The organism is Acinetobacter sp. NIOH-H-8 (assembly GCF_046635365.1).
GTDB lineage: Bacteria > Pseudomonadota > Gammaproteobacteria > Pseudomonadales > Moraxellaceae > Acinetobacter.
The window spans coordinates 1-18,815 of sequence record NZ_JBHDVN010000017.1 but is presented as its reverse complement, the minus strand read 5'-3'; the positions used below and the strand labels follow the sequence as shown (position 1 = coordinate 18,815).

Annotated in this window: 15 protein-coding genes and 1 rRNA gene; 4 read left to right on the top strand and 12 right to left on the bottom strand. The window is 43.8% G+C overall.

Going from position 1 to position 18,815, the window contains the following annotated elements; all coding sequences use genetic code 11:
- From ACEWB7_RS08730 to ilvD (ACEWB7_RS08720), 3 genes are all read right to left on the bottom strand, one after another.
- Positions 1-1,281, bottom strand: a complete 1,281-nt coding sequence (locus tag ACEWB7_RS08730) for a hypothetical protein (protein WP_179992899.1) — start codon at positions 1,279-1,281, stop codon at positions 1-3.
- Positions 1,282-1,433: 152 nt separating this feature from the next.
- Positions 1,434-3,119 carry a dihydroxy-acid dehydratase gene (gene ilvD, locus ACEWB7_RS08725; protein ID WP_411580629.1) on the bottom strand — a complete coding sequence of 562 codons (1,686 nt, stop codon included), beginning with the start codon at positions 3,117-3,119 and terminating at the stop codon, positions 1,434-1,436.
- Positions 3,120-3,307: 188 nt separating this feature from the next.
- Positions 3,308-5,137, bottom strand: a complete 1,830-nt coding sequence (gene ilvD / locus ACEWB7_RS08720) for a dihydroxy-acid dehydratase (RefSeq protein ID WP_341121024.1) — start codon at positions 5,135-5,137, stop codon at positions 3,308-3,310.
- Between the two features lie 407 nt (positions 5,138-5,544).
- On the opposite strand from ilvD (ACEWB7_RS08720), the gene fmt reads away from it, so the two are divergent.
- On the top strand, positions 5,545-6,507 hold the full coding sequence (fmt, locus tag ACEWB7_RS08715; RefSeq protein ID WP_180014507.1) for a methionyl-tRNA formyltransferase: 963 nt from the start codon (positions 5,545-5,547) through the stop codon (positions 6,505-6,507).
- Positions 6,504-7,808 carry a 16S rRNA (cytosine(967)-C(5))-methyltransferase RsmB gene (rsmB, locus tag ACEWB7_RS08710; RefSeq protein ID WP_411580627.1) on the top strand — a complete coding sequence of 435 codons (1,305 nt, stop codon included), beginning with the start codon at positions 6,504-6,506 and terminating at the stop codon, positions 7,806-7,808. Before fmt ends, rsmB begins: the two co-directional genes overlap by 4 nt.
- A 62-nt stretch (positions 7,809-7,870) precedes the next feature.
- On the opposite strand, the gene zupT is transcribed toward rsmB, so the two are convergent.
- The 4 genes from zupT to ACEWB7_RS08690 all read right to left on the bottom strand — a co-directional run bounded on the left by zupT (position 7,871) and on the right by ACEWB7_RS08690 (position 12,404).
- Positions 7,871-8,686 carry a zinc transporter ZupT gene (gene zupT, locus ACEWB7_RS08705; protein ID WP_411580626.1) on the bottom strand — a complete coding sequence of 272 codons (816 nt, stop codon included), beginning with the start codon at positions 8,684-8,686 and terminating at the stop codon, positions 7,871-7,873.
- 83 nt (positions 8,687-8,769) lie between these two features.
- The gene (locus ACEWB7_RS08700; protein ID WP_004780392.1) at positions 8,770-8,880 is read right to left on the bottom strand and encodes a methionine/alanine import family NSS transporter small subunit; all 111 of its coding nucleotides are present in this window, start codon (positions 8,878-8,880) and stop codon (positions 8,770-8,772) included.
- A 10-nt stretch (positions 8,881-8,890) separates the two neighbouring features.
- Positions 8,891-10,366, bottom strand: a complete 1,476-nt coding sequence (locus ACEWB7_RS08695; RefSeq protein ID WP_125279821.1) for a sodium-dependent transporter — start codon at positions 10,364-10,366, stop codon at positions 8,891-8,893.
- 589 nt (positions 10,367-10,955) lie between these two features.
- Entirely contained in the window at positions 10,956-12,404 is a 1,449-nt protein-coding gene (locus tag ACEWB7_RS08690; RefSeq protein WP_411580624.1) for an aldehyde dehydrogenase family protein, read from the bottom strand.
- Between the two features lie 130 nt (positions 12,405-12,534).
- Here ACEWB7_RS08690 and ACEWB7_RS08685 point away from each other — a divergent pair, with 130 nt between their 5' ends.
- Complete coding sequence (locus tag ACEWB7_RS08685) at positions 12,535-13,227, top strand: TIGR04219 family outer membrane beta-barrel protein (RefSeq protein ID WP_411580623.1); 693 nt, start codon at positions 12,535-12,537, stop codon at positions 13,225-13,227.
- A 350-nt stretch (positions 13,228-13,577) separates the two neighbouring features.
- Entirely contained in the window at positions 13,578-14,129 is a 552-nt protein-coding gene (locus ACEWB7_RS08680; protein WP_004780385.1) for a type 1 glutamine amidotransferase domain-containing protein, read from the top strand.
- 59 nt (positions 14,130-14,188) lie between these two features.
- Here the strand turns inward: ACEWB7_RS08680 and ACEWB7_RS08675 are convergent, their stop codons facing one another.
- The 5 genes from ACEWB7_RS08675 to rrf all read right to left on the bottom strand — a co-directional run.
- Positions 14,189-14,512, bottom strand: coding sequence for an ankyrin repeat domain-containing protein (locus tag ACEWB7_RS08675; protein ID WP_411580622.1), 324 nt, complete (start codon positions 14,510-14,512; stop codon positions 14,189-14,191).
- Positions 14,513-14,640: 128 nt separating this feature from the next.
- A complete protein-coding gene (locus ACEWB7_RS08670) occupies positions 14,641-15,189 on the bottom strand; it encodes a hypothetical protein (protein WP_411580621.1) in 549 nt (182 codons plus the stop codon).
- A gap of 112 nt (positions 15,190-15,301) precedes the next feature.
- Complete coding sequence (locus tag ACEWB7_RS08665) at positions 15,302-16,651, bottom strand: aromatic acid/H+ symport family MFS transporter (protein ID WP_180105310.1); 1,350 nt, start codon at positions 16,649-16,651, stop codon at positions 15,302-15,304.
- A 366-nt stretch (positions 16,652-17,017) separates the two neighbouring features.
- Positions 17,018-18,382 (bottom strand): MFS transporter, encoded by a 1,365-nt coding sequence (locus tag ACEWB7_RS08660; RefSeq protein WP_034171560.1) that lies wholly within the window; start codon positions 18,380-18,382, stop codon positions 17,018-17,020.
- A 329-nt stretch (positions 18,383-18,711) separates the two neighbouring features.
- Positions 18,712-18,815, bottom strand: a 5S ribosomal RNA gene (gene rrf / locus ACEWB7_RS08655); the annotation flags it as partial.

The following is an 18,815-nucleotide window of genomic DNA, read 5'->3' as shown; positions in this document are numbered from 1 at the left end:
TTAGTTATCACTCTTATACTTTTCTTCTAACACATTACTGAAAATACTTTCAATCATCCAGACACGATATAAGCTATTAAATGTATAACTTTGCCCATCAATACGCAGTTCTAGGACCGGTAGATTCGGCTGGGACTTCATTTCACATAAGGTGTCATTTTCCTGCAACTTGGCCAGAACGTCTTCCTGGGTCAGTTCAGTAATATTCAGTTCCTGCTGCATACGCTTGAAATGCGCTGCATAAGACAGATCATAACCACGAGTCCAGACCGCTTCCAGAATCTGGTACATGGCTTCAATCCGCTGCTCTTCCGGACAGCTATAAAACAATTGCGCCATCGGCATCACGGCCTGCTCGGTTGGCCGGCAGAATGGGGTAAATTTAACTTCAGTCCGCTTGGATAAGCGCGTCGCCAGACTCCAGTCAAACCAGTCCCGTCCCTGATAAGACAACGGATAGACATTCAACTGGATATTATAAAAATCAGCCAGCTCTTCCTTGATATAAGCCAGTAACAACCAGGAAATCGGATCTTCCAGAGCGATATACAAATCCAATTCAGGATCCATAGACTGGATTTCATTCAGTTCTTCGGCATCACTGATCAGATGCTCGCGCCATTCAATATGATTGATCAGGAAAATCGGGTTGCCGGTCAGTAATCTCTGCTGTTTCAGGCGACGGGTCAGACGTAACAAGTCATCTACCGCCTGATACTGGCGTCCGCCAAACTGGAAATAGCTGGCCAGAATCGGACTATGCTCAAAAATCCGTTCCGGAAAATTCTGCGGCGCATGATGACGGCTAGCCATCGCATATAAGGTGCGTAATTTTCCGTTCTGTTTTTGCCAGAGCATATGAAAGACATCTTCCAATAAATACAGAAAATCCTGTCCGCGTAACGGTGTATTTCTCAGGATAGTTTCTGCCTGCTTTAAGGCTTCAGCTGTCGGTAATTCTGGGGTCTCATGAAAGCTGAAACGATGCTGTTTAGATAAAATTTTGGCATCATTCAGGCAATAGTGCTGCCATTCATCAAAAGACATCTGATTAGGCGGCTCAGCCCGCTGATCTGAAATGATGACTTTGAGTGGCTTCAGTTCCGGACTGAGAATTTCTTCCAGTTGCGGTAACTGTTGTACCGCCAGATAACTATAAACATCATCCAGTCTTAAATGGATGCTCAAGCCATCTTCAATAGATAACACCGTTTGACGAACTGGTTTCTGGTAAAACCAACTCGATCGGATTGGATCAAACCAACGGCGTAGCAGGGACATGAGAGGTGCCTCGAAAAGATTTTGTCATGCCAGCCCTTGCCAGCAGGATCGTTTTATTCAACATCCTATTATGAGGATGTTTATGACCTGATATAAGTCTTGTGCAAAACTTATATCAAGTCAGCAACAAATGTTCAATGTTTTCTAAGACTTTAGATTTCAAGATTTAGGTCAGTCACAGCCCCGGTCTCCGCCCCAGAAGTCAGTTTGGCAAATTTCGCCAGTGCCCCGTGGGTATAATTCGGTTTTGGTTTTATCCAGGCGGCCTGACGTGCAGTAAGCTCTTCATCCGAAATATGCCAGGTCATTTCACGGGTTTCTGCATTGATAGAAATTTCATCGCCATTTTGCACTAGGCCGATCGGGCCACCCTCATAGGCTTCCGGTGTGACATGACCAATCACAAAACCATGACTTCCGCCTGAGAAACGGCCATCAGTAATCAGTGCGACTGAATCCCCCAGACCTTTACCAATAATGGCAGAAGTCGGTTTCAGCATTTCCGGCATACCCGGCCCACCTTTAGGACCTACACCGCGAATGACAACTACTTCACCTGGCTGAACTTCGCCATCCAGAATCCCGCGCATCGCGCCCTGTTCGCCTTCAAACACTCGTGCCGGTCCTTTGAAATATAAGCCTTCCTTACCGGTAATTTTGGCGACTGCGCCATTTGGTGACAGGTTACCTTTCATAATGATCAGATGCGAATCTTTTTTCACCGGCTTGTCGAATGGCAAAATAATCTGCTGACCTTCAGGATAATCTTCTACATCTGCCAGGTTTTCTGCCAGTGTTTTTCCGGTCACAGTCAGGCAGGAACCATCTAGCATGCCAGCATCCAGCATGCGTTTCATCAATGGCTGGATCCCACCAATGGCAATCAGTTCCGACATTAGATATTTACCGGATGGACGGACATCGGCCACGACAGGAATTTCTTTACCAATTCGTACAAAGTCATCTAGGCTCAGCTCAACACCCGCTGTATGCGCCATGGCTAACAGATGCAGCACTCCATTGGTTGATCCACCCAATGCAATCAATACTTTAATTGAATTTTCAAAAGCCGCTTTGGTCATGATGTCACGTGGCTTGATATCCAGACGCAGTAGATTCATCACAGCTTCACCGGCACGGGCACAATCGATCTGTTTGTCTTCAGACACCGCTTCCTGTGCGGATGAGCCTGGCAGGCTCATGCCGAGAGCTTCAATCGCAGAGGCCATAGAATTGGCGGTGTACATCCCGCCACAAGAACCCGGCCCTGGCAAAGACACTTCTTCAATATGTTTCACCTGAATCGCACTAATTTCGCCTTTGGCATGCTGACCCACCGCTTCAAATACCGAAATCATGTCGGTATGCCCTTCACCCGGCTTGATGGTGCCACCATAAATAAACAGACCTGGACGGTTTAAGCGTGCCAAGCCCATGATGCAGCCCGGCATGTTTTTGTCACAACCGCCAATGGCAATCACGCCATCATAGGCCTGACAGCCGACCACCGCTTCAATCGAATCAGCAATAATTTCCCGGGACAATAAGGAATATTTCATGCCTTCAGTACCGTTCGAGATCCCGTCGGAAATAGTGATGGTATTGAAGATAATGCCCTTACCACCGGCAGCATTCACACCCTGCTCGACTGTACGTGCCAGGCCATCAATATGCATATTACAGGGAGTGACATTGGCCCAGGTCGATGCGATCCCGATAAACGGACGAGTAAAGTCTTCATCCTGAAAACCGGTGGCACGCATCATGGAACGGGCCGGTGCATTTTCGATGCCTTCATAAACGGGAGCAGAATGTTCTCGGATATTGTCTTTACTCATTTTATTCGTCCTGGATGTAATTCTTGTGAAGCTTAAAAGCTGTCTAGGTTTTATTCGATTGTATAGAAAGCGATCTTTAGATAAAAGTAAGACTCTGTGTATCTGATTCAGTTATTTGAGGTAGTGCGATTACCAAAAATAAAAAAGCACCCCTCTGGAGTGCTTTTTTGCGCTATAAAATTTACAGCTTAGATTTCACGTACCGCACCTTTTGCAGCACTTGTAGTGTGCATCGCATACGCTTTCAAAGCTTTAGAAATCTTACGTGGACGTTCTTCAACTGGATGCCAACCTTTTTCATCCTGCGCTGCACGACGAGCCGCCATGGTCGCATCATCCACAGCCAGATGAATAGTACGGTTTGGAATATCGATTTCGATGCGGTCGCCATCTTCAACCAGACCAATTGCACCACCTTCAGCCGCTTCTGGAGATACGTGACCAATCGACAGACCTGAAGAACCACCAGAGAAACGGCCGTCAGTCAGAAGTGCGCACTCTTTACCAAGACCTTTAGATTTCAGGTAGCTGGTTGGGTACAGCATTTCCTGCATACCAGGGCCACCACGTGGGCCTTCGTAACGAATCACAACCACATCACCTGCTGTGATTTTGCCACCCAGAATCGCATCTACAGCAGAATCCTGGCTTTCAAATACACGTGCAGTCCCGTTAAATTTCAGGATTGATTCATCTACACCGGCAGTTTTGACGATACAGCCATCAAGTGCGATGTTGCCATAAAGTACAGCCAGACCACCGTCTTTAGAGAAAGCATGTTCTGCATTACGAATCACACCATTTTCACGGTCGCCGTCCAGACGTGAGTAGTAACGGTCTTGTGAGAATGCAGTTTGAGTCGGTACACCGCCTGGTGCTGATTTAAAGAATTTATATACTTCTTCATCTTCAGTACGGATGATGTCCCATTTATCCAAAGCATCTTTGAGGGTTGCTTCGTGAACCGTACCTACAGAGGTATCTAACAGGCCTGCACGATCCAGTTCACCGAGGATCGACATGATACCGCCGGCACGGTGCACGTCTTCCATATGTACGTCATTCTTCGCAGGAGCGACCTTACAAAGCACTGGTACTTTACGAGACAGACGGTCGATATCATCCATCGTAAAGTCTACACCTGCTTCGTTTGCAGCAGCCAATAAATGCAGAACGGTATTGGTTGAACCACCCATTGCAATATCCAAAGTCATGGCATTTTCATACGATGCTTTGGTCACCATTGAACGTGGCAATACGCTGTAGTCATCCTGTTCATAATGGCGTTTTGCCAGTTCAACAATGAGAGAACCTGCACGTTCGAACAGTTTTTTACGGTTCGCATGCGTTGCCAGAGTTGAACCGTTACCTGGAAGTGATAGACCCAATGCTTCAGTCAAACAGTTCATTGAGTTCGCAGTAAACATGCCTGAACATGAACCACAGGTCGGGCATGCTGAACGTTCGTATTCAGCCACTTCTTCGTCAGTATAGTTATCATCTGCAGCGACGATCATCGCATCGATCAGGTCGATGGCTTTGTCATTACCACGGATTTTCACTTTACCCGCTTCCATCGGACCGCCAGACACGAATACCACTGGAATGTTCAGACGCATTGCTGCCATTAACATCCCCGGAGTAATCTTGTCACAGTTCGAGATACACACCATGGCATCGGCACAGTGTGCGCTGACCATATATTCTACCGAGTCAGCAATCAGGTCGCGTGAAGGCAGTGAATACAACATACCGTCATGACCCATCGCAATGCCGTCATCAACAGCAATGGTATTGAATTCTTTTGCTACACCGCCTGCCTGTTCAATCTGACGTGCCACGAGCTGGCCTAGATCTTTAAGGTGAACATGACCCGGTACAAACTGGGTGAATGAGTTCACCACTGCAATAATCGGTTTACCGAAGTCTTCATCCTTCATCCCAGTTGCGCGCCATAAGCCACGCGCACCCGCCATGTTTCTTCCGTGTGTCGATGTTTTTGAACGATAGTCAGGCATTTTATATTTCCAACAAAGTTTGAGCTTGAAATGAACCGAAAAAGGTTCACTCTGGCTAGATCATACTGACAATGAGCTTAAATCAGTCGAATGTTAGACCTATCATACTACAAGCCATTGTTTTACAAGATGACCTATTCGTTGTAGATGCAGACAAAAATGTCTATAGAGAGGTCTCGGTGAGCTGACAATAAAAATCTCTTAATAAAGCTACTATACCGCCATCATGGATCGGACAATACAAAACTTTCATGAATAATTTTTAGAATTTGCATGAGTTTTTTTTATATAAAATTTAATTAAAAGTAGGAATCTATAATCGCTGTAACAGTTAAGTGCATTGTAGATTAGGCGGCCATTTGGCTTTTAGCTTATAATAGCTGCCAAGTTTATTTGGAATTTCATGTGTGAAAATCATATTTGCAGGCACACCAGAATTTGCAGCAACTGCATTGGCTGCGCTTCTCAAAACCGATCATGAAATTGTGGCGGTCTATACCCAGCCGGACCGTAAAGCAGGCCGTGGTCAGAAACTTACCGCTTCTGCTGTGAAACAGCTGGCGCTTGAACATGATATTCCGGTATATCAGCCACTTCATTTCAAGTCTTCAACAGAAGAAGGTCTGGCAGCTCAGGCTGAGTTAAAAGCCTTGGATGCTGATGTGATGGTTGTAGCTGCCTATGGTCTGATTTTGCCGCAAGTGGTTCTGGATACGCCTAAATATGGTTGCCTGAATATTCATGGTTCACTGCTGCCACGCTGGCGCGGTGCTGCGCCGATCCAACGTGCAATTGCGACGGGTGATCACGAAACTGGCGTAACCATTATGAAAATGGCTGCCGGGCTGGATACCGGTGACATGATGTATAAAACCTTATGTCCTATCACTGCAGAAGATACCTCAGCCAGCCTGCACGATAAACTGGCTGCCCAAGGTGCAGAAGCGATTGTAGCGGTACTGGAATCTGAAGAAAAATTACAACAGTATTTGGCTGCCCGGGAAGTGCAGGACGAAGAACTTACCGTCTATGCTCATAAGCTGTCTAAGGCAGAAGCCCGAATTGACTGGAGCTGTACTGCCTCTAATATTGACCGTAATATCCGTGCCTTTAATCCTTGGCCGGTGGCTTTTATCCCTCTGGATGAAAATAACAACCTGCGGGTTTGGGGTTCGGTACTCTCAGAAAAAAATGCACACTGTCATGCCGCCGGCACGATTCTGGCGATTGATAAACAGGGTGTGCATGTAGCCTGTGGTGATGAAAAAGCAGTGTGTCTCACTTCACTGCAATGGCCGGGCGGTAAACCGCTCAATCCGGTACAAATTAACCAGACCCAAAAATTACATGTAGGACAATTATTGGCATGAGTCATTCTGAATCAGGCACATCTCACCTTAACTTGCGTGCCCAAGTGATTCGTACCTTACTTGCTGTACAGCAAGGACAGTCTCTGGCCAGCATCTTGCCGCTGCATTTAAAGAAAGTGGCAGACCGTGACCGTGCTCTGTTCCATGAACTGGTATTGGGTACTTTACGTCAATGGTATGCACTTAAAAGTATTACCTTGCCTCTGCTGGTGAAGCCTTTAAATAATGACACGGTCGAAACCTGTCTCTATGTCGGCCTATACCAGTTACTGGAAACCCGAATCGCGCCACACGCTGCCATTTCTGAAACCGTGACTGCAGTAAAGCAACTTGGTTATCAGGCTTTAAGTGGCGTAGTGAATGCCATCCTGCGCCGTGTTTCACGTGAAACATCGGAATTTCAGGCAGCACTGGATCAGGCTCATGGCCTGCCAAGCTGGCTATTTAAACGCCTGAAAAAAGACTGGCCAGAGCAGCTTACTGAGCTGAGTCATGAGTTAAAGCAGATTGCTCCACTGACCCTGCGCGTAAATGAACGTCAGGTTAGCCGCGCAGACTATCTGGAAATTCTGGACGAGCACGAAATTCCTGCCCATGCCTGTACTGTTTCCAAGGTCGGGATTATTCTCGATGCCAATGTACAGGTACCTGATTTACCTGGTTTTGATGTCGGTGGTTTTTCGGTACAGGATGAACATGCCCAGCTTTGCGCTACCTTGTTGCCAGATCTGGATGACAAGTATGTTATTGATGCCTGTGCAGCACCGGGTGGTAAAACGGCGCATATTCTAGAAAAATATCAGCCGCGTAAACTGATCGCTCTTGATCAGGATGCCAAGCGTTTAACTCGTGTCACTGAGAATCTTGAACGCCTGTTACTGGAAGGCGAACACGTTGAAATTAAAGCCGCAGATGCCATCACTTGGCAGGCACCGGAACAGCCGGACTGTATCGTGCTGGATGCGCCATGTTCAGCCATCGGTGTAATGCGTCGCCATCCAGATATTCGTCTGTTACGTCATTCAACCGATATTACCCAGACGGTAGAGCTGCAAAAGCAGATTCTGGAAAATATGTGGCAGCAACTGAAAGTCGGTGGTACCCTGCTCTATATCACCTGTTCAATTCTCAAAGCGGAAAATGAACAGCAGATGGTCGAATTCTTTAGCAAACATGCAGATGCTAAGGAAATCAAGATCGAAGCAGATTGGGGCATTGAACAGATCCATGGCCGTCAGCTGCTACCTAAAACCGGTCAAGGCGATGGCTTCTTCTATTGCCGGATTGAAAAAACTGCTTAAATGATATTGCTAAAAGAAAAGGTAGCTTTGGCTGCCTTTTTTATTGTTTTGATTTGAGATTATTATTGTACAAATTTAAAAATCACTAGACTGGTCGCCAGTGCCGCCATACCGCTGACCAGACCATAAACGGTTTCATGACCTTTAGAAAAACGTTTTGCAGTCGGTAAGAGTTCATCTAGTGCCAGATAAACCATCACCCCACCGATAATCCCAAACACCATGCCATAAATGGTATGACTCATATACGGCGCCAGAATGAAATAGCCCAATGCAGCGCCCAGAGGTTCAGCAAAGCCTGAAAGCAGACTGGCCACAAGTGCATAGTCTTTACGGCCTGTTGCACCATAGACCGGTAATGCAATCGCAACACCTTCAGGCACATTATGAATCGCAATGGCAACCGCCAATGGTGCACCCAGTGCAGGACTTTCCAGCGTCGCAAAAAAAGTCGCCAATCCTTCTGGCAGGTTATGTGCACTAATCGCAAATAACGTCAGTAGTCCTGTTCTTAGTAATTGCGGCTGACTCAGATCCTGTTTCGATTGTGCCTCAATGGTTTCATGCGGATTAGGAACGAATCGATCCAGCAATAAGACCAGTACCACACCCAATAAAAAGGCAAAAGTACCATAAGCAAAACCGGATTTTTCATCAAAAGCCAGGCTAAAAGAACTAATAGATTTATTTAAAATTTCTGTGAGCGAGACATAGATCATTGCTCCCGCAGCAAAGGCCAGTCCGAAGGCTAAAACCCGGTAATTCGGTTTTTTCAAGAACAGCACCAATCCCCCACCCACGAGGGTAGCCAGACCTGCCAAAAATGTCACTGCAAAAGCGGTATAGACTTGTGCATCGGTAACGGGAGCAATTCCCATAAGTCTGCCCATTAAAAAAGTCATTATCACCAAAGATGATAATGACTTTCATTTACAGCAACAATGTGTTTATGTGAAGATTTTTAGTCTTCTGGTTCTTCTGGATTTTTTGCCAGATGCATGACAGCCAGTGCCAGACCACCCCATAATAAAACCATGGAGAAAATCATCATAATCAATGCAGATGTATTCATATTCGTTCTCCTAACTATGACGATCTTTCACTAGACTGAACAGAATGGCACCCAGAATAAAGAATGCAATCGTGCCCCCACCAATCATCCATAGCGTACTTGCAGGATAATCACCATAACCTTCTGCCATGATTGATTTTAGGGTTAAACCCAATGCCGATAGTAAAGATAACGGCGTGATTACAGTCAGCATGAATTTCCAGCTGCCACCCAGTTTCAGACTGGCAAACTCGTTCACATGTGTTTCTAGCTGTTTCATCAATGGACGACGGAACCAGGACAATAAAATGATCGAGAACAGACCACCACCCACAATACCAATGTTGTTAGCGAAGTAGTCAATGATATCGACAAAGGTAATGGCACTATGAGTCGAGAACATCAAGGTAGATACAACTGCTGAACCACCCGCAATAATCGTCACTGACTTGTTCTTCGACCAGCCAAGTTTGTCCTGGAATGCCGCAATTGGCACCTGCAGAATACTGACCATGGAGGTAATACCTGCCACTGTTAATGAACCGAAGAACAGGAAGCCGAACAGGTCACCGCCTGCACCTAAGCTGGAAATGATTTTCGGGAAGGCAATAAAGGCCAGACCGATACCACCAGATACCACATCTTCAACTTTCGCACCTGAACTGAACGCCATAAAACCAAGCGCTGCAAAAACCCCAATACCTGCCAGGATTTCAAAAGACGAGTTAGCCAATGCCACCACGACACCTGAACCGGTCAGGTTAGTTTTACGTTTCAGGTAAGAGGCATAGGTCAACATAATCCCGAAACCCACTGAAAGTGAGAAGAAGATGTGACCAAATGCAGCCAGCCAGACTTTATAATTGGTCATGGCTTCCCAGTTTGGGGTAAAGAAGGCATTTAAGCCATCGACTGCACCTGGTAAACGTACCGCCTGAATCACCAGAATCGTGAATAAAATTACCAGTAATGGCATGAAGATTTTATTCGCCAGTTCCACCCCACGGCGTACCCCACCGTAAAGAATCAGCATCACAGCTGCCCAAACGATCACCAGACCAAAGAACAGCACAGGGACGAAACCGAAAGTTAAGCCCTCACCATTTTGCAGGTAGCTATTGAAGAAAAAGGCTTGTGTATCTGTGCCCCATTGCTGTCCAAAGGAATAAATCATATAGCTGCCGGCCCAAGACAGGACGCTGGCATAATAAATCCCGATAATCAGGGTCACCATGACCTGCCACCAACCCAGAGATTCTGCATTCATGAGTTTTTTATAGGCCATCGGTGGTGCTTTGCGGAACTTATGTCCGACTGCATAATCTAAAAATAATAGAGGTAAACCTGCTGCAAAAATCGCAATCAGATAAGGAATCAGGAATGCCCCGCCGCCGTTTTCATAGGCAACGTATGGAAAGCGCCAAATATTCCCCAAGCCAACGGCAGAGCCAATGGCTGCAATAATAAATCCTGATCGTGCCGACCAATTCTCTCGAGTATCTGTCATAGAACACCTAAACTTTAAACTTCATTCAATACTGCTTGTTATGGTTATGTCGCGAGCACTGAAGAAGCATTTCAATTATTTCGGGTGTTTGAATTAGAGTTATACCTTTTGGGCATCGAATTCTAATATACAAACAGGTCAGCTAGCCGGACAGCTTGCTTAAAGTCTGAGCAGAAAGCCGACCTTGTAGATGGTTCAACAATACTGACTTTTGCAAATTTTTTCTGTAATTTCTGCTTAAAACATTCTTTTTTTATAATCTATTCTTATCAAATGCTCAATAATTCTACGCTGAGCTCTTGATTTTATTGGTTATATGTATACAAACTTTTTGGAATATATTGTTTTTAAGTTTTACTACAGTTTTCAAGCAATTTTTCGCTCTTAACTCATCAAGTATTAAATAGAAATTGAAAAAGTATTTTTTTAATCTTCTTCATTTTCTTCTGAATAAAAACAGAGCTATGTCTTAATTCATTCAGTCTATATTTTTGCCTATCCTGCTACCTTTTTAAGCAATAAAAAGCAAAATTCCACAACCGGCCTTAATTATGCCGATTGTGGAACTGTACTGATTGATTCGGTCAGCTTAACATTTGATGACAAGCATACGCTCTTCCTGCATATCACGAATCGCAGACTGAATACCTTCACGACCCAGACCGGAATCCTTGACACCGCCATAAGGCATATTATCAACACGGAATGACGGAATATCATTGATAATCACACCACCGACATGCAGATGATCCCAGGCATACATCATCTTCTGCAGATTCTGGGTATAGATACCGGCTTGCAGACCAAAGCGACTGCTATTAATACAGGCAATTCCTGATTCAAAATCACTATACGCTTCAATAATGGCGACCGGACCAAACACTTCATTACGGTAAATTTCCAGTTGATGATCTACCTTTTCCAACAGGATCGGTTCAAACATCACACCTTTCACTTCACCACCGGTCAGTACATGGGCACCTTGCGCTACGGCATCTTCCATCCAGCGATGCAAACGTTTAGCTTCAGCTTCCTTGATCATTGGCCCCAGCAAAGTCGTTTCCAGATCCGGATCACCGGCTTTCAGATGTTGCAGTTTCTGAACCAGCTTGTCTTTCAGTTCTTCAAAAATATCCTGATGCACCAGAATACGTTGCACACTGATACACACCTGCCCTGCATGACCATAAGCGCCACCAATCAGACGGTCAATCAGCTGTTCGCTGAGTTCAGTATCTGGCTCAATCATTACTGCGGCATTCCCACCGAGTTCCAGAGTAACTTTTTTGCGGCCGGCACGGGCTTTCATATCCCAACCTACGACATCAGAACCAGTAAAGCTCAATAGTTTAAAACGGTCATCTGTGACCAGTACATCTGCCAGATCACGTGGACACGGCAGAATCGAAAACGCATTCTTCGGTAAATCAGTTTCTGCCAGAATCTCGGCAATTTTTAAGGCTGAAACTGGAGTCAGACTCGCCGGTTTCAACACGAATGGACAACCTGCAGCAATTGCCGGCGCAATTTTATGTGCAGTCAGATTTAATGGAAAGTTAAACGGACTAATCAGGGAAACAGCGCCAATCGGTACCTGTTTCACCATGCCCTGATAACCGGAAGCTGCGGCGGTGACTGCCAGAGGTAAAATACGCCCCTGATCCATTTGGGTGACCGCATCTGCTGCAATCTGGAAAGTATTGATCAGACGTTCTACTTCTGCGCCAGCTGCTTTACGTGGTTTGCCACCTTCGGCAATCAGGATTTCAGTCAGTTCTTCACGGATTTCATTAAACCGCTTCACACAATGCAACAGAATTTTCTGTTTCTGGAAAGGTTCCAATGCTGCCATTTCTGCTTCTGCCTGAGTCGCAGACTGAATTGCCTTTTCTAAAGTTTCAGCATCTGCCAGCGCGACACGTGCATAAAGCTCCTGACTATATTTATGTTTGACCTCCAGCCATTCACCCGTTTGTACCGGCTGTCCTGCCACATATAATGGATAGTCTTGATAATGTTGTGCTGCTGTCGATCCCATTATTCTGCCCTTCACATTAACATATACATTTTAGAAATTACCTATATCATGCACTTACTGATTACGTTTAAGAAGATGTATTTAGGTAACAAAATCGCTCAATTTAAAGAAAGCGTAAGGAAAATTAGAAATGCGTACACAATTATTCACTGCATTATTACTAGGATTAGGACTGAGCAGCATAGGCCATGCCGATGTGATTGGTCTTAAAACAGATGCCAGCTACTGGAATTTTGACGGTTATAGCCAGTCTGCAAATGCCAGCAAACAGGACCTGGATCGCCAAGGCACGGCACAACTCTCTGTCGCATTTGAACATCCAGTACCACTACTGCCAAATGCCAAAATCAAATATGTGAATCTGGACAGCAATAGCGAACAAAGCACCCCGCTGAATGCTGCCGATATCGAACTTAATAATATCGACTATATTCTGTATTATGAACTGCTGGATACCATTGTGCATGCTGATATCGGTGCTGGTCTGACTAATCTGGATGGTACAGTCAGAAATCTGAATGCAGGTGCCCTGACTCAGTACGATCTAGATGAATACAGTCCATTACTCTATGCTACAGCTGGGGTAAAACTGCCATTTACTGGCATGAGTGCTAAAGCTGAAGCGGTTTACAGTCACGGTAGCGATATCAAAAAGACTGATGTTCAGGCTGAACTGCAATATGACTTTATTGATAACCTGCTGGTTGATGTAGGGGCTAAAGTCGGCTATCGCATCATGAATATCGATGCCGAACAAAATAATGCGCCAGACTTGGAACTGGAATTTAAAGGTCCTTATGTCGGCTTAGATATACACTTTTAAGTAATATAATGAGTTATGGAAATCGGTCCTTACCCTGTAAGCCCAGACGTACAATGATAGATGTCATCGACGTCTATGCCAGCTTTCAGGTTTAGACTATTCTACAAACATACAGAGCAGGAAGCTCAAATACCTAAAAACAAGAAGAATAAAGCAGTGCACCAGGACGTGAGGTACGACAGGAGTTATACCTAAACACGAGATACGAAAAAAGCCCCAACAGGATGTTGAGGCTTTTTTTATCTATAAATTCTTAGCATTGTTTAACAGTTCCGAGCTAAAAATCCAACATTGTAAGAATCGCTTTGTTGTTAATCTGAAAATCCTCACATTTTTTGGGAACAGCAATCATGGTAAAAAAGGTCCTCTTTATTACTTCAAACCAAGGCGTTGAACATGATGAACTGGTCGAGCCTTTAAATTTTCTAAAATCCAAAGGATTTGAAGTGATTCATGCGGCAGAAAAAAATGAAGAGGTGGCGACTGTAAAAGGCGATACCAAAGCTGCTACCTCATATACGCCTGATACCAGTTTTGATCACGTCACGCTGGATGATTATGATCTCTTGGTTGTTCCTGGTGGCACTGTGAATGCAGATACGCTAAGAATCAATGAATCTGCCCAGAAAATCGTGCAGCATTTTGCTGATCAGCAAAAACCAATTGCCGCAATCTGTCATGCGCCATGGGTTCTGATTGATGCACAGCGAATTAAGGATAAAAACCTGACTTCGTACAAGAGCCTCAAACTGGATCTGGAAAATGCCGGTGGTAAATGGGTCGATGAACAGGTTCACCGCTGCAATACTGGCGACTGGGTACTGATTACTTCACGTAATCCGGATGACATTCCTGCTTTCAATGACGCTATCTTAAAAGAACTGGAGGGCGATGCTGCCTAAGTTCAAACCATAAAAAGCCTCCATCTGGAGGCTTTTTTATTTTCTTGATCTTATTTTATTTAAATGCCGCCTTTCAGGCTTTTTAGATAAGCCACTACATCTTTATTACCGGCCATTTCTGCCAGTTCCAAAGCGGTATAGGTACTGCGATGATCGACATCTGCGCCTTTGCTGACCAAGAGTTTGACTACTTCGAGATGATCATTTTCAGCAGCCGCCTGTAAAGCACTATAGCCTTCTTCATCGGCAGAGTTGACGTCCAGACCTTCTTGTAGGCCGTTCTCAACCTGTTCAACATCACCGATTGAGGCCCAGTACACCAGTTCAGGAAGATGAAGTTCTTCATCATCTTCAGGGATTGGGGAGAATGAGTTGAGTTTCAAAATTAAACTCCTTAGTTCTTTTATATAAAAATATGATAGATGTTATCAAAAACACTCTCTTCATATAAATTGTGAATATATCTTTTTAAAAATTAATTATCTAAATAAAATTGGTAACTTATAAATAATTATTTATTCTCTCTATTAATACCTATCCAATATCTTTGTTTTAACATAGGTAGAGTATCAATTTTTCCATCTTTTTTATCCCTATAATTTTGTGATAAAGAATATAAAAATGCCGAAATTCGGTGATTACCATCTAAAACCGTTATACCTTTATCCTTTTCTAGAAGTAAAATTGGAGGCTTAGGAAATACTTTCTTTGCTTCTAAATATTCTAAAACCGAATCAAACCTTTCTTTTAAATTATTAATTGATATTGAATAAACATTAGTTTTCCCTAAAACAGCGCCTTCTACCATATTAAGTAAGACTGATTTCCATTCATCACAATATTCATCTATTGGAATATAAGCTTCTATTTGATCCCATAGAATATTTTTCCAGTAATGTAATGGCTTATTTTGTAGTAGGTATTTCCAACGTCCAATAGCATTTCCTTCCTTATCCCAAGGCATACCATCACTTTCTACATAAGGTAAAAACCACTGTTCTAAAATATCAGTCGGGAAATTAGGTAATAATTTTTGAAGTTCTGAAATATGATTTGTCAATTTTCTCTCTCTCTTAAAAAATTAGTCATCTTTATAAATTTAATAATTTGATATTACTAATTTAACAATAAAAAAGTCCCCTTTCGGGGGCTTTTTTATTTCAAGCTAGGTTTTAAGCTTTTGCAGGAACGGTATCTGCTGAACCAATCTTTTCAGATTCATCATCATGCATGATCAGAGCAACTGCAATCGCTGTAATCAGTACCGGTAAACCCACTGCCATAAAGTTAAAGTGTGCAGGCAGGTTCATACCCAGTAAGCCACCAATCAGGATCGGGCCAACAATCGCGCCCATACGACCAATCGCAGATGACCAGCCAATACCTGTTGAACGTACTGCCAACGGGTAGAATTGTGCAACATAACTGTATAGCAACATTTGCGAACCAATTGATGCTGCACCTGCCAGGAACACCAGGATGTAAAGCAGGAACTGGTTAGATGCAAAGCCCATTGAGCTCATCACAATCGCCCCCATCATACCGAGGAACATCAATACCGGTTTCAGGTGGAAACGGTCAGCTAAAATACCACCGCCCACAATACCAACCACTGCACCCACGTTCATCGCCATCATGAACATCAGGCTGTTATCCATTGAGTAACCTGCTGCCATCATCAGCTTCGGTAACCAGCTGCTCAGTGCATACATGGTTAGTAGGCAAGTAAAGAAAGCTACCCAGAACAATAACGTATTTACCGCACGGCCACGACGGAACAGGCTCACCACGTTTGCTGCTTCAGGTACATTTTCCTGTGGCAGTTTAAAGGTGGTAGTTTCTGTAACACTTAGATTAGGAGCCAAACGACGTACAATTTGACGTGCTTTTTCCTGTTTGTTGTCTTTGACGATAAAGGCTAAAGATTCAGGCAGGAATTTCCAGATCACTGGTAATAAGAATAATGGAATACCTGCGATAAAGAACATGATTTGCCAACCAAAACTTGGGGTAAACCATGAACCTAATAAGGCAGCCATTACACCACCTACCGCATAACCACTAAACATGGTCGTCACTAGAGTACTACGCATTTTTTGTGGTGCATATTCAGAGGTCAGTGCCACCAGGTTTGGCATTACACCACCAATGCCCAGGCCGGCAAGGAAGCGTAAAATACCAAACTCAGTCGGGTTTGAAGCAAAACCGCCAGCAAAGGTCAGGCCACTGAATAATACGATACAGATCATGATGACTTTTTTACGGCCAATTTTATCTGCCAGAGAACCAAAGATCATCGCGCCAAACATCATGCCGGCAAGCGCAGTACTGGCAAGCATTCCCGCTTGAACGGCACTTAAGCCCCAGTCCTGCATTAATAAAGGTAAAACAACACCATTGATTGCTAGATCGTAGCCGTCAAACAAGATAATGAGTAAACACCAAGCAACTACATTGAAGTGAAAAGGCGTAAATTTCGCATTATCGACTACAGAATTTATATCTACTGTTTCCGTTGTCATCGTTCTCATCTCCCATGAGTACTTGTCCATAAAATCCTTATGAATATCCGAGGGAATATTCAAGTTTTAGCAATATACGTAAGTGAGATTTAGCGCACAATAAGACCAAATGATGGAGCTATTTCAGCTATAAAATAGCGGCTATTTGTGTGATTTATCACATTTTTATAAAGCTAAATAATTGAATATTTAGACATTTATTATTCTCATTAAAATGCCTATATAAATAGTCTATAGACCAATGATTTTTTGATTTATTCGATTTTTTATGAATGATTTTTACACTTGAAACAAAAAATCCCTTTCTTATGAAAGGGATCTTTTGACTCAATTCAGATTTATAGCAAGTTGATTGGCAAAAAGTGACTAGGTTTTAATAGAATTCAGCTTCTGTTTCGCCAGTAAGGTCTCAGCATTTCGTTCTGCATTCAGATCTTTACGTACAATCATAGCCACTGAAATCGCGCCAATAATGGCTGGAATCGCAACTGCCAGGAAGTTCATTTTATGTGGCAGCTCCATACCCAACAGGAATCCAATAATAATTGGACCAACGATTGCCCCCACCCGACCAACTGCAGACGCGCAACCAATACCAGTAGAGCGGATTGCCAATGGATAGTACTGAGCCACGAAACTATAGAGCAGAATACTACTACCAATTGCCGAAGCACCCGCAGCAGCGACTAACAGATAAATTACAGCCTGTGGAGAGTTAAAGCCTAATCCCACTAGGGATACAGCACCTAGCAGGAACATGCCAATAATGACCGGTTTCAGATGGAAACGATCCGCCAGAATACCGCCACCAATGGTTCCAACCACTGCACCAATATTCATGGCCATCAGGAACATCAAGCTGTTACCCAGAGAATAACCCGCTGCCATCATCAGTTTTGGTAACCAGCTACCCAATGCGTAGACCATAAGCAGACACATAAAGAAGCAGCACCAGAATAATAAGGTACTCATACTACGGCCCTGCTTAAATAAAGCAGCAATTGAAGCATCTGGCGCATGCACTTCATTCAGTACAAACTGGGTACTTGCAGTGACATTTTGCTCAGGACTGATCTGTTGAACAATTTTGCTGGCCTTTTCATTTTGCTGTTTCTTTACCAGGAAAGTTAAAGATTCCGGTAAATACAAATACAGGATAGGCAGCATCAATAATGGAATACCTGCGATATAGAACATGATTTCCCAACCAAAACTTGGGGTAAACCAGGCACCTAATAACGCCGCCATAATCCCACCGACTGCATAGCCACTAAACATGGTAGTCACTAAAGTACTGCGCATTTTTTGTGGCGCATATTCAGAAGTGAGCGCAACCAGATTCGGCAATACACCGCCAATACCTAAGCCCGCAATAAAACGCAGGATGCCAAATTCAGTTGGACCAGAGGCAAACCCGCCCCAGAACGTAAATCCACTGAATAAGGTCACACAAATCAAGATGACATTTTTTCGTCCAATTTTATCTGCCAGCATACCGAAGAGCATGGCACCAAACATCATGCCCGCCAGAGCAGTACTTGCAAGCATTCCGGCCTGAACTGCCGTCATATTCCATTCTTGCATCAGTAGGGGTAAAGCAACACCGTTGATTGCCAGATCATAACCGTCAAAAATAACGACAAATACGCACCAAAGTACGATCTTCAAATGAAAAGGTTTAAACTTTGCTTCATCCACTACAGCATTCACATTCACTGTTGTTGCTGTCATTTTTCCTCACCTCCAATTGTGAGCTTTTTTATTCTATGAAAAAATGAACGTTCATTCACTTTTGTATATAAAATGGATGATTCTTTAAACCTTGTCTACTGCAAAACTTACCAAGTTAGATTTTTTTAATAAAATTTAGGCTAAAGTCGTAGATCGAATATTTTTTATACAGACCAATAAGAAAATAAGACGAAGTTGATTAATTATACTTTTCACGTTATTTATATTTTTATTATTTAGGCACAATTAGGAGTATATTTACTTCTTTTCCTAGAAATCTCACGCATAAAAAAAGCCCTCTGCGCTAGCAGAGGGCTTTTGGAATAATGAGCTGGCGATGACTTACTCTCACATGGGAGACCCCACACTACCATCAGCGCTAAGAGGTTTCACTTCTGAGTTCGGGAAGGGATCAGGTGGTTCACTCTTGCTA

What these genes read in the sequence shown, in the direction of transcription:
- ACEWB7_RS08685 (WP_411580623.1), top strand. Translation starts at nt 12,535, where the DNA reads ATGCGTACACAATTATTCACTGCATTATTACTAGGATTAGGACTGAGC.
- ACEWB7_RS08730 (WP_179992899.1), bottom strand. Translation starts at nt 1,281, where the DNA reads ATGTCCCTGCTACGCCGTTGGTTTGATCCAATCCGATCGAGTTGGTTT.
- ACEWB7_RS08665 (WP_180105310.1), bottom strand. Translation starts at nt 16,651, where the DNA reads ATGACAACGGAAACAGTAGATATAAATTCTGTAGTCGATAATGCGAAA.
- ACEWB7_RS08700 (WP_004780392.1), bottom strand. Translation starts at nt 8,880, where the DNA reads ATGAATACATCTGCATTGATTATGATGATTTTCTCCATGGTTTTATTA.
- ACEWB7_RS08690 (WP_411580624.1), bottom strand. Translation starts at nt 12,404, where the DNA reads ATGGGATCGACAGCAGCACAACATTATCAAGACTATCCATTATATGTG.
- ACEWB7_RS08680 (WP_004780385.1), top strand. Translation starts at nt 13,578, where the DNA reads ATGGTAAAAAAGGTCCTCTTTATTACTTCAAACCAAGGCGTTGAACAT.
- rsmB (WP_411580627.1), top strand. Translation starts at nt 6,504, where the DNA reads ATGAGTCATTCTGAATCAGGCACATCTCACCTTAACTTGCGTGCCCAA.
- ilvD (WP_341121024.1), bottom strand. Translation starts at nt 5,137, where the DNA reads ATGCCTGACTATCGTTCAAAAACATCGACACACGGAAGAAACATGGCG.
- zupT (WP_411580626.1), bottom strand. Translation starts at nt 8,686, where the DNA reads ATGGGAATTGCTCCCGTTACCGATGCACAAGTCTATACCGCTTTTGCA.
- ACEWB7_RS08660 (WP_034171560.1), bottom strand. Translation starts at nt 18,382, where the DNA reads ATGACAGCAACAACAGTGAATGTGAATGCTGTAGTGGATGAAGCAAAG.
- ACEWB7_RS08695 (WP_125279821.1), bottom strand. Translation starts at nt 10,366, where the DNA reads ATGACAGATACTCGAGAGAATTGGTCGGCACGATCAGGATTTATTATT.
- ilvD (WP_411580629.1), bottom strand. Translation starts at nt 3,119, where the DNA reads ATGAGTAAAGACAATATCCGAGAACATTCTGCTCCCGTTTATGAAGGC.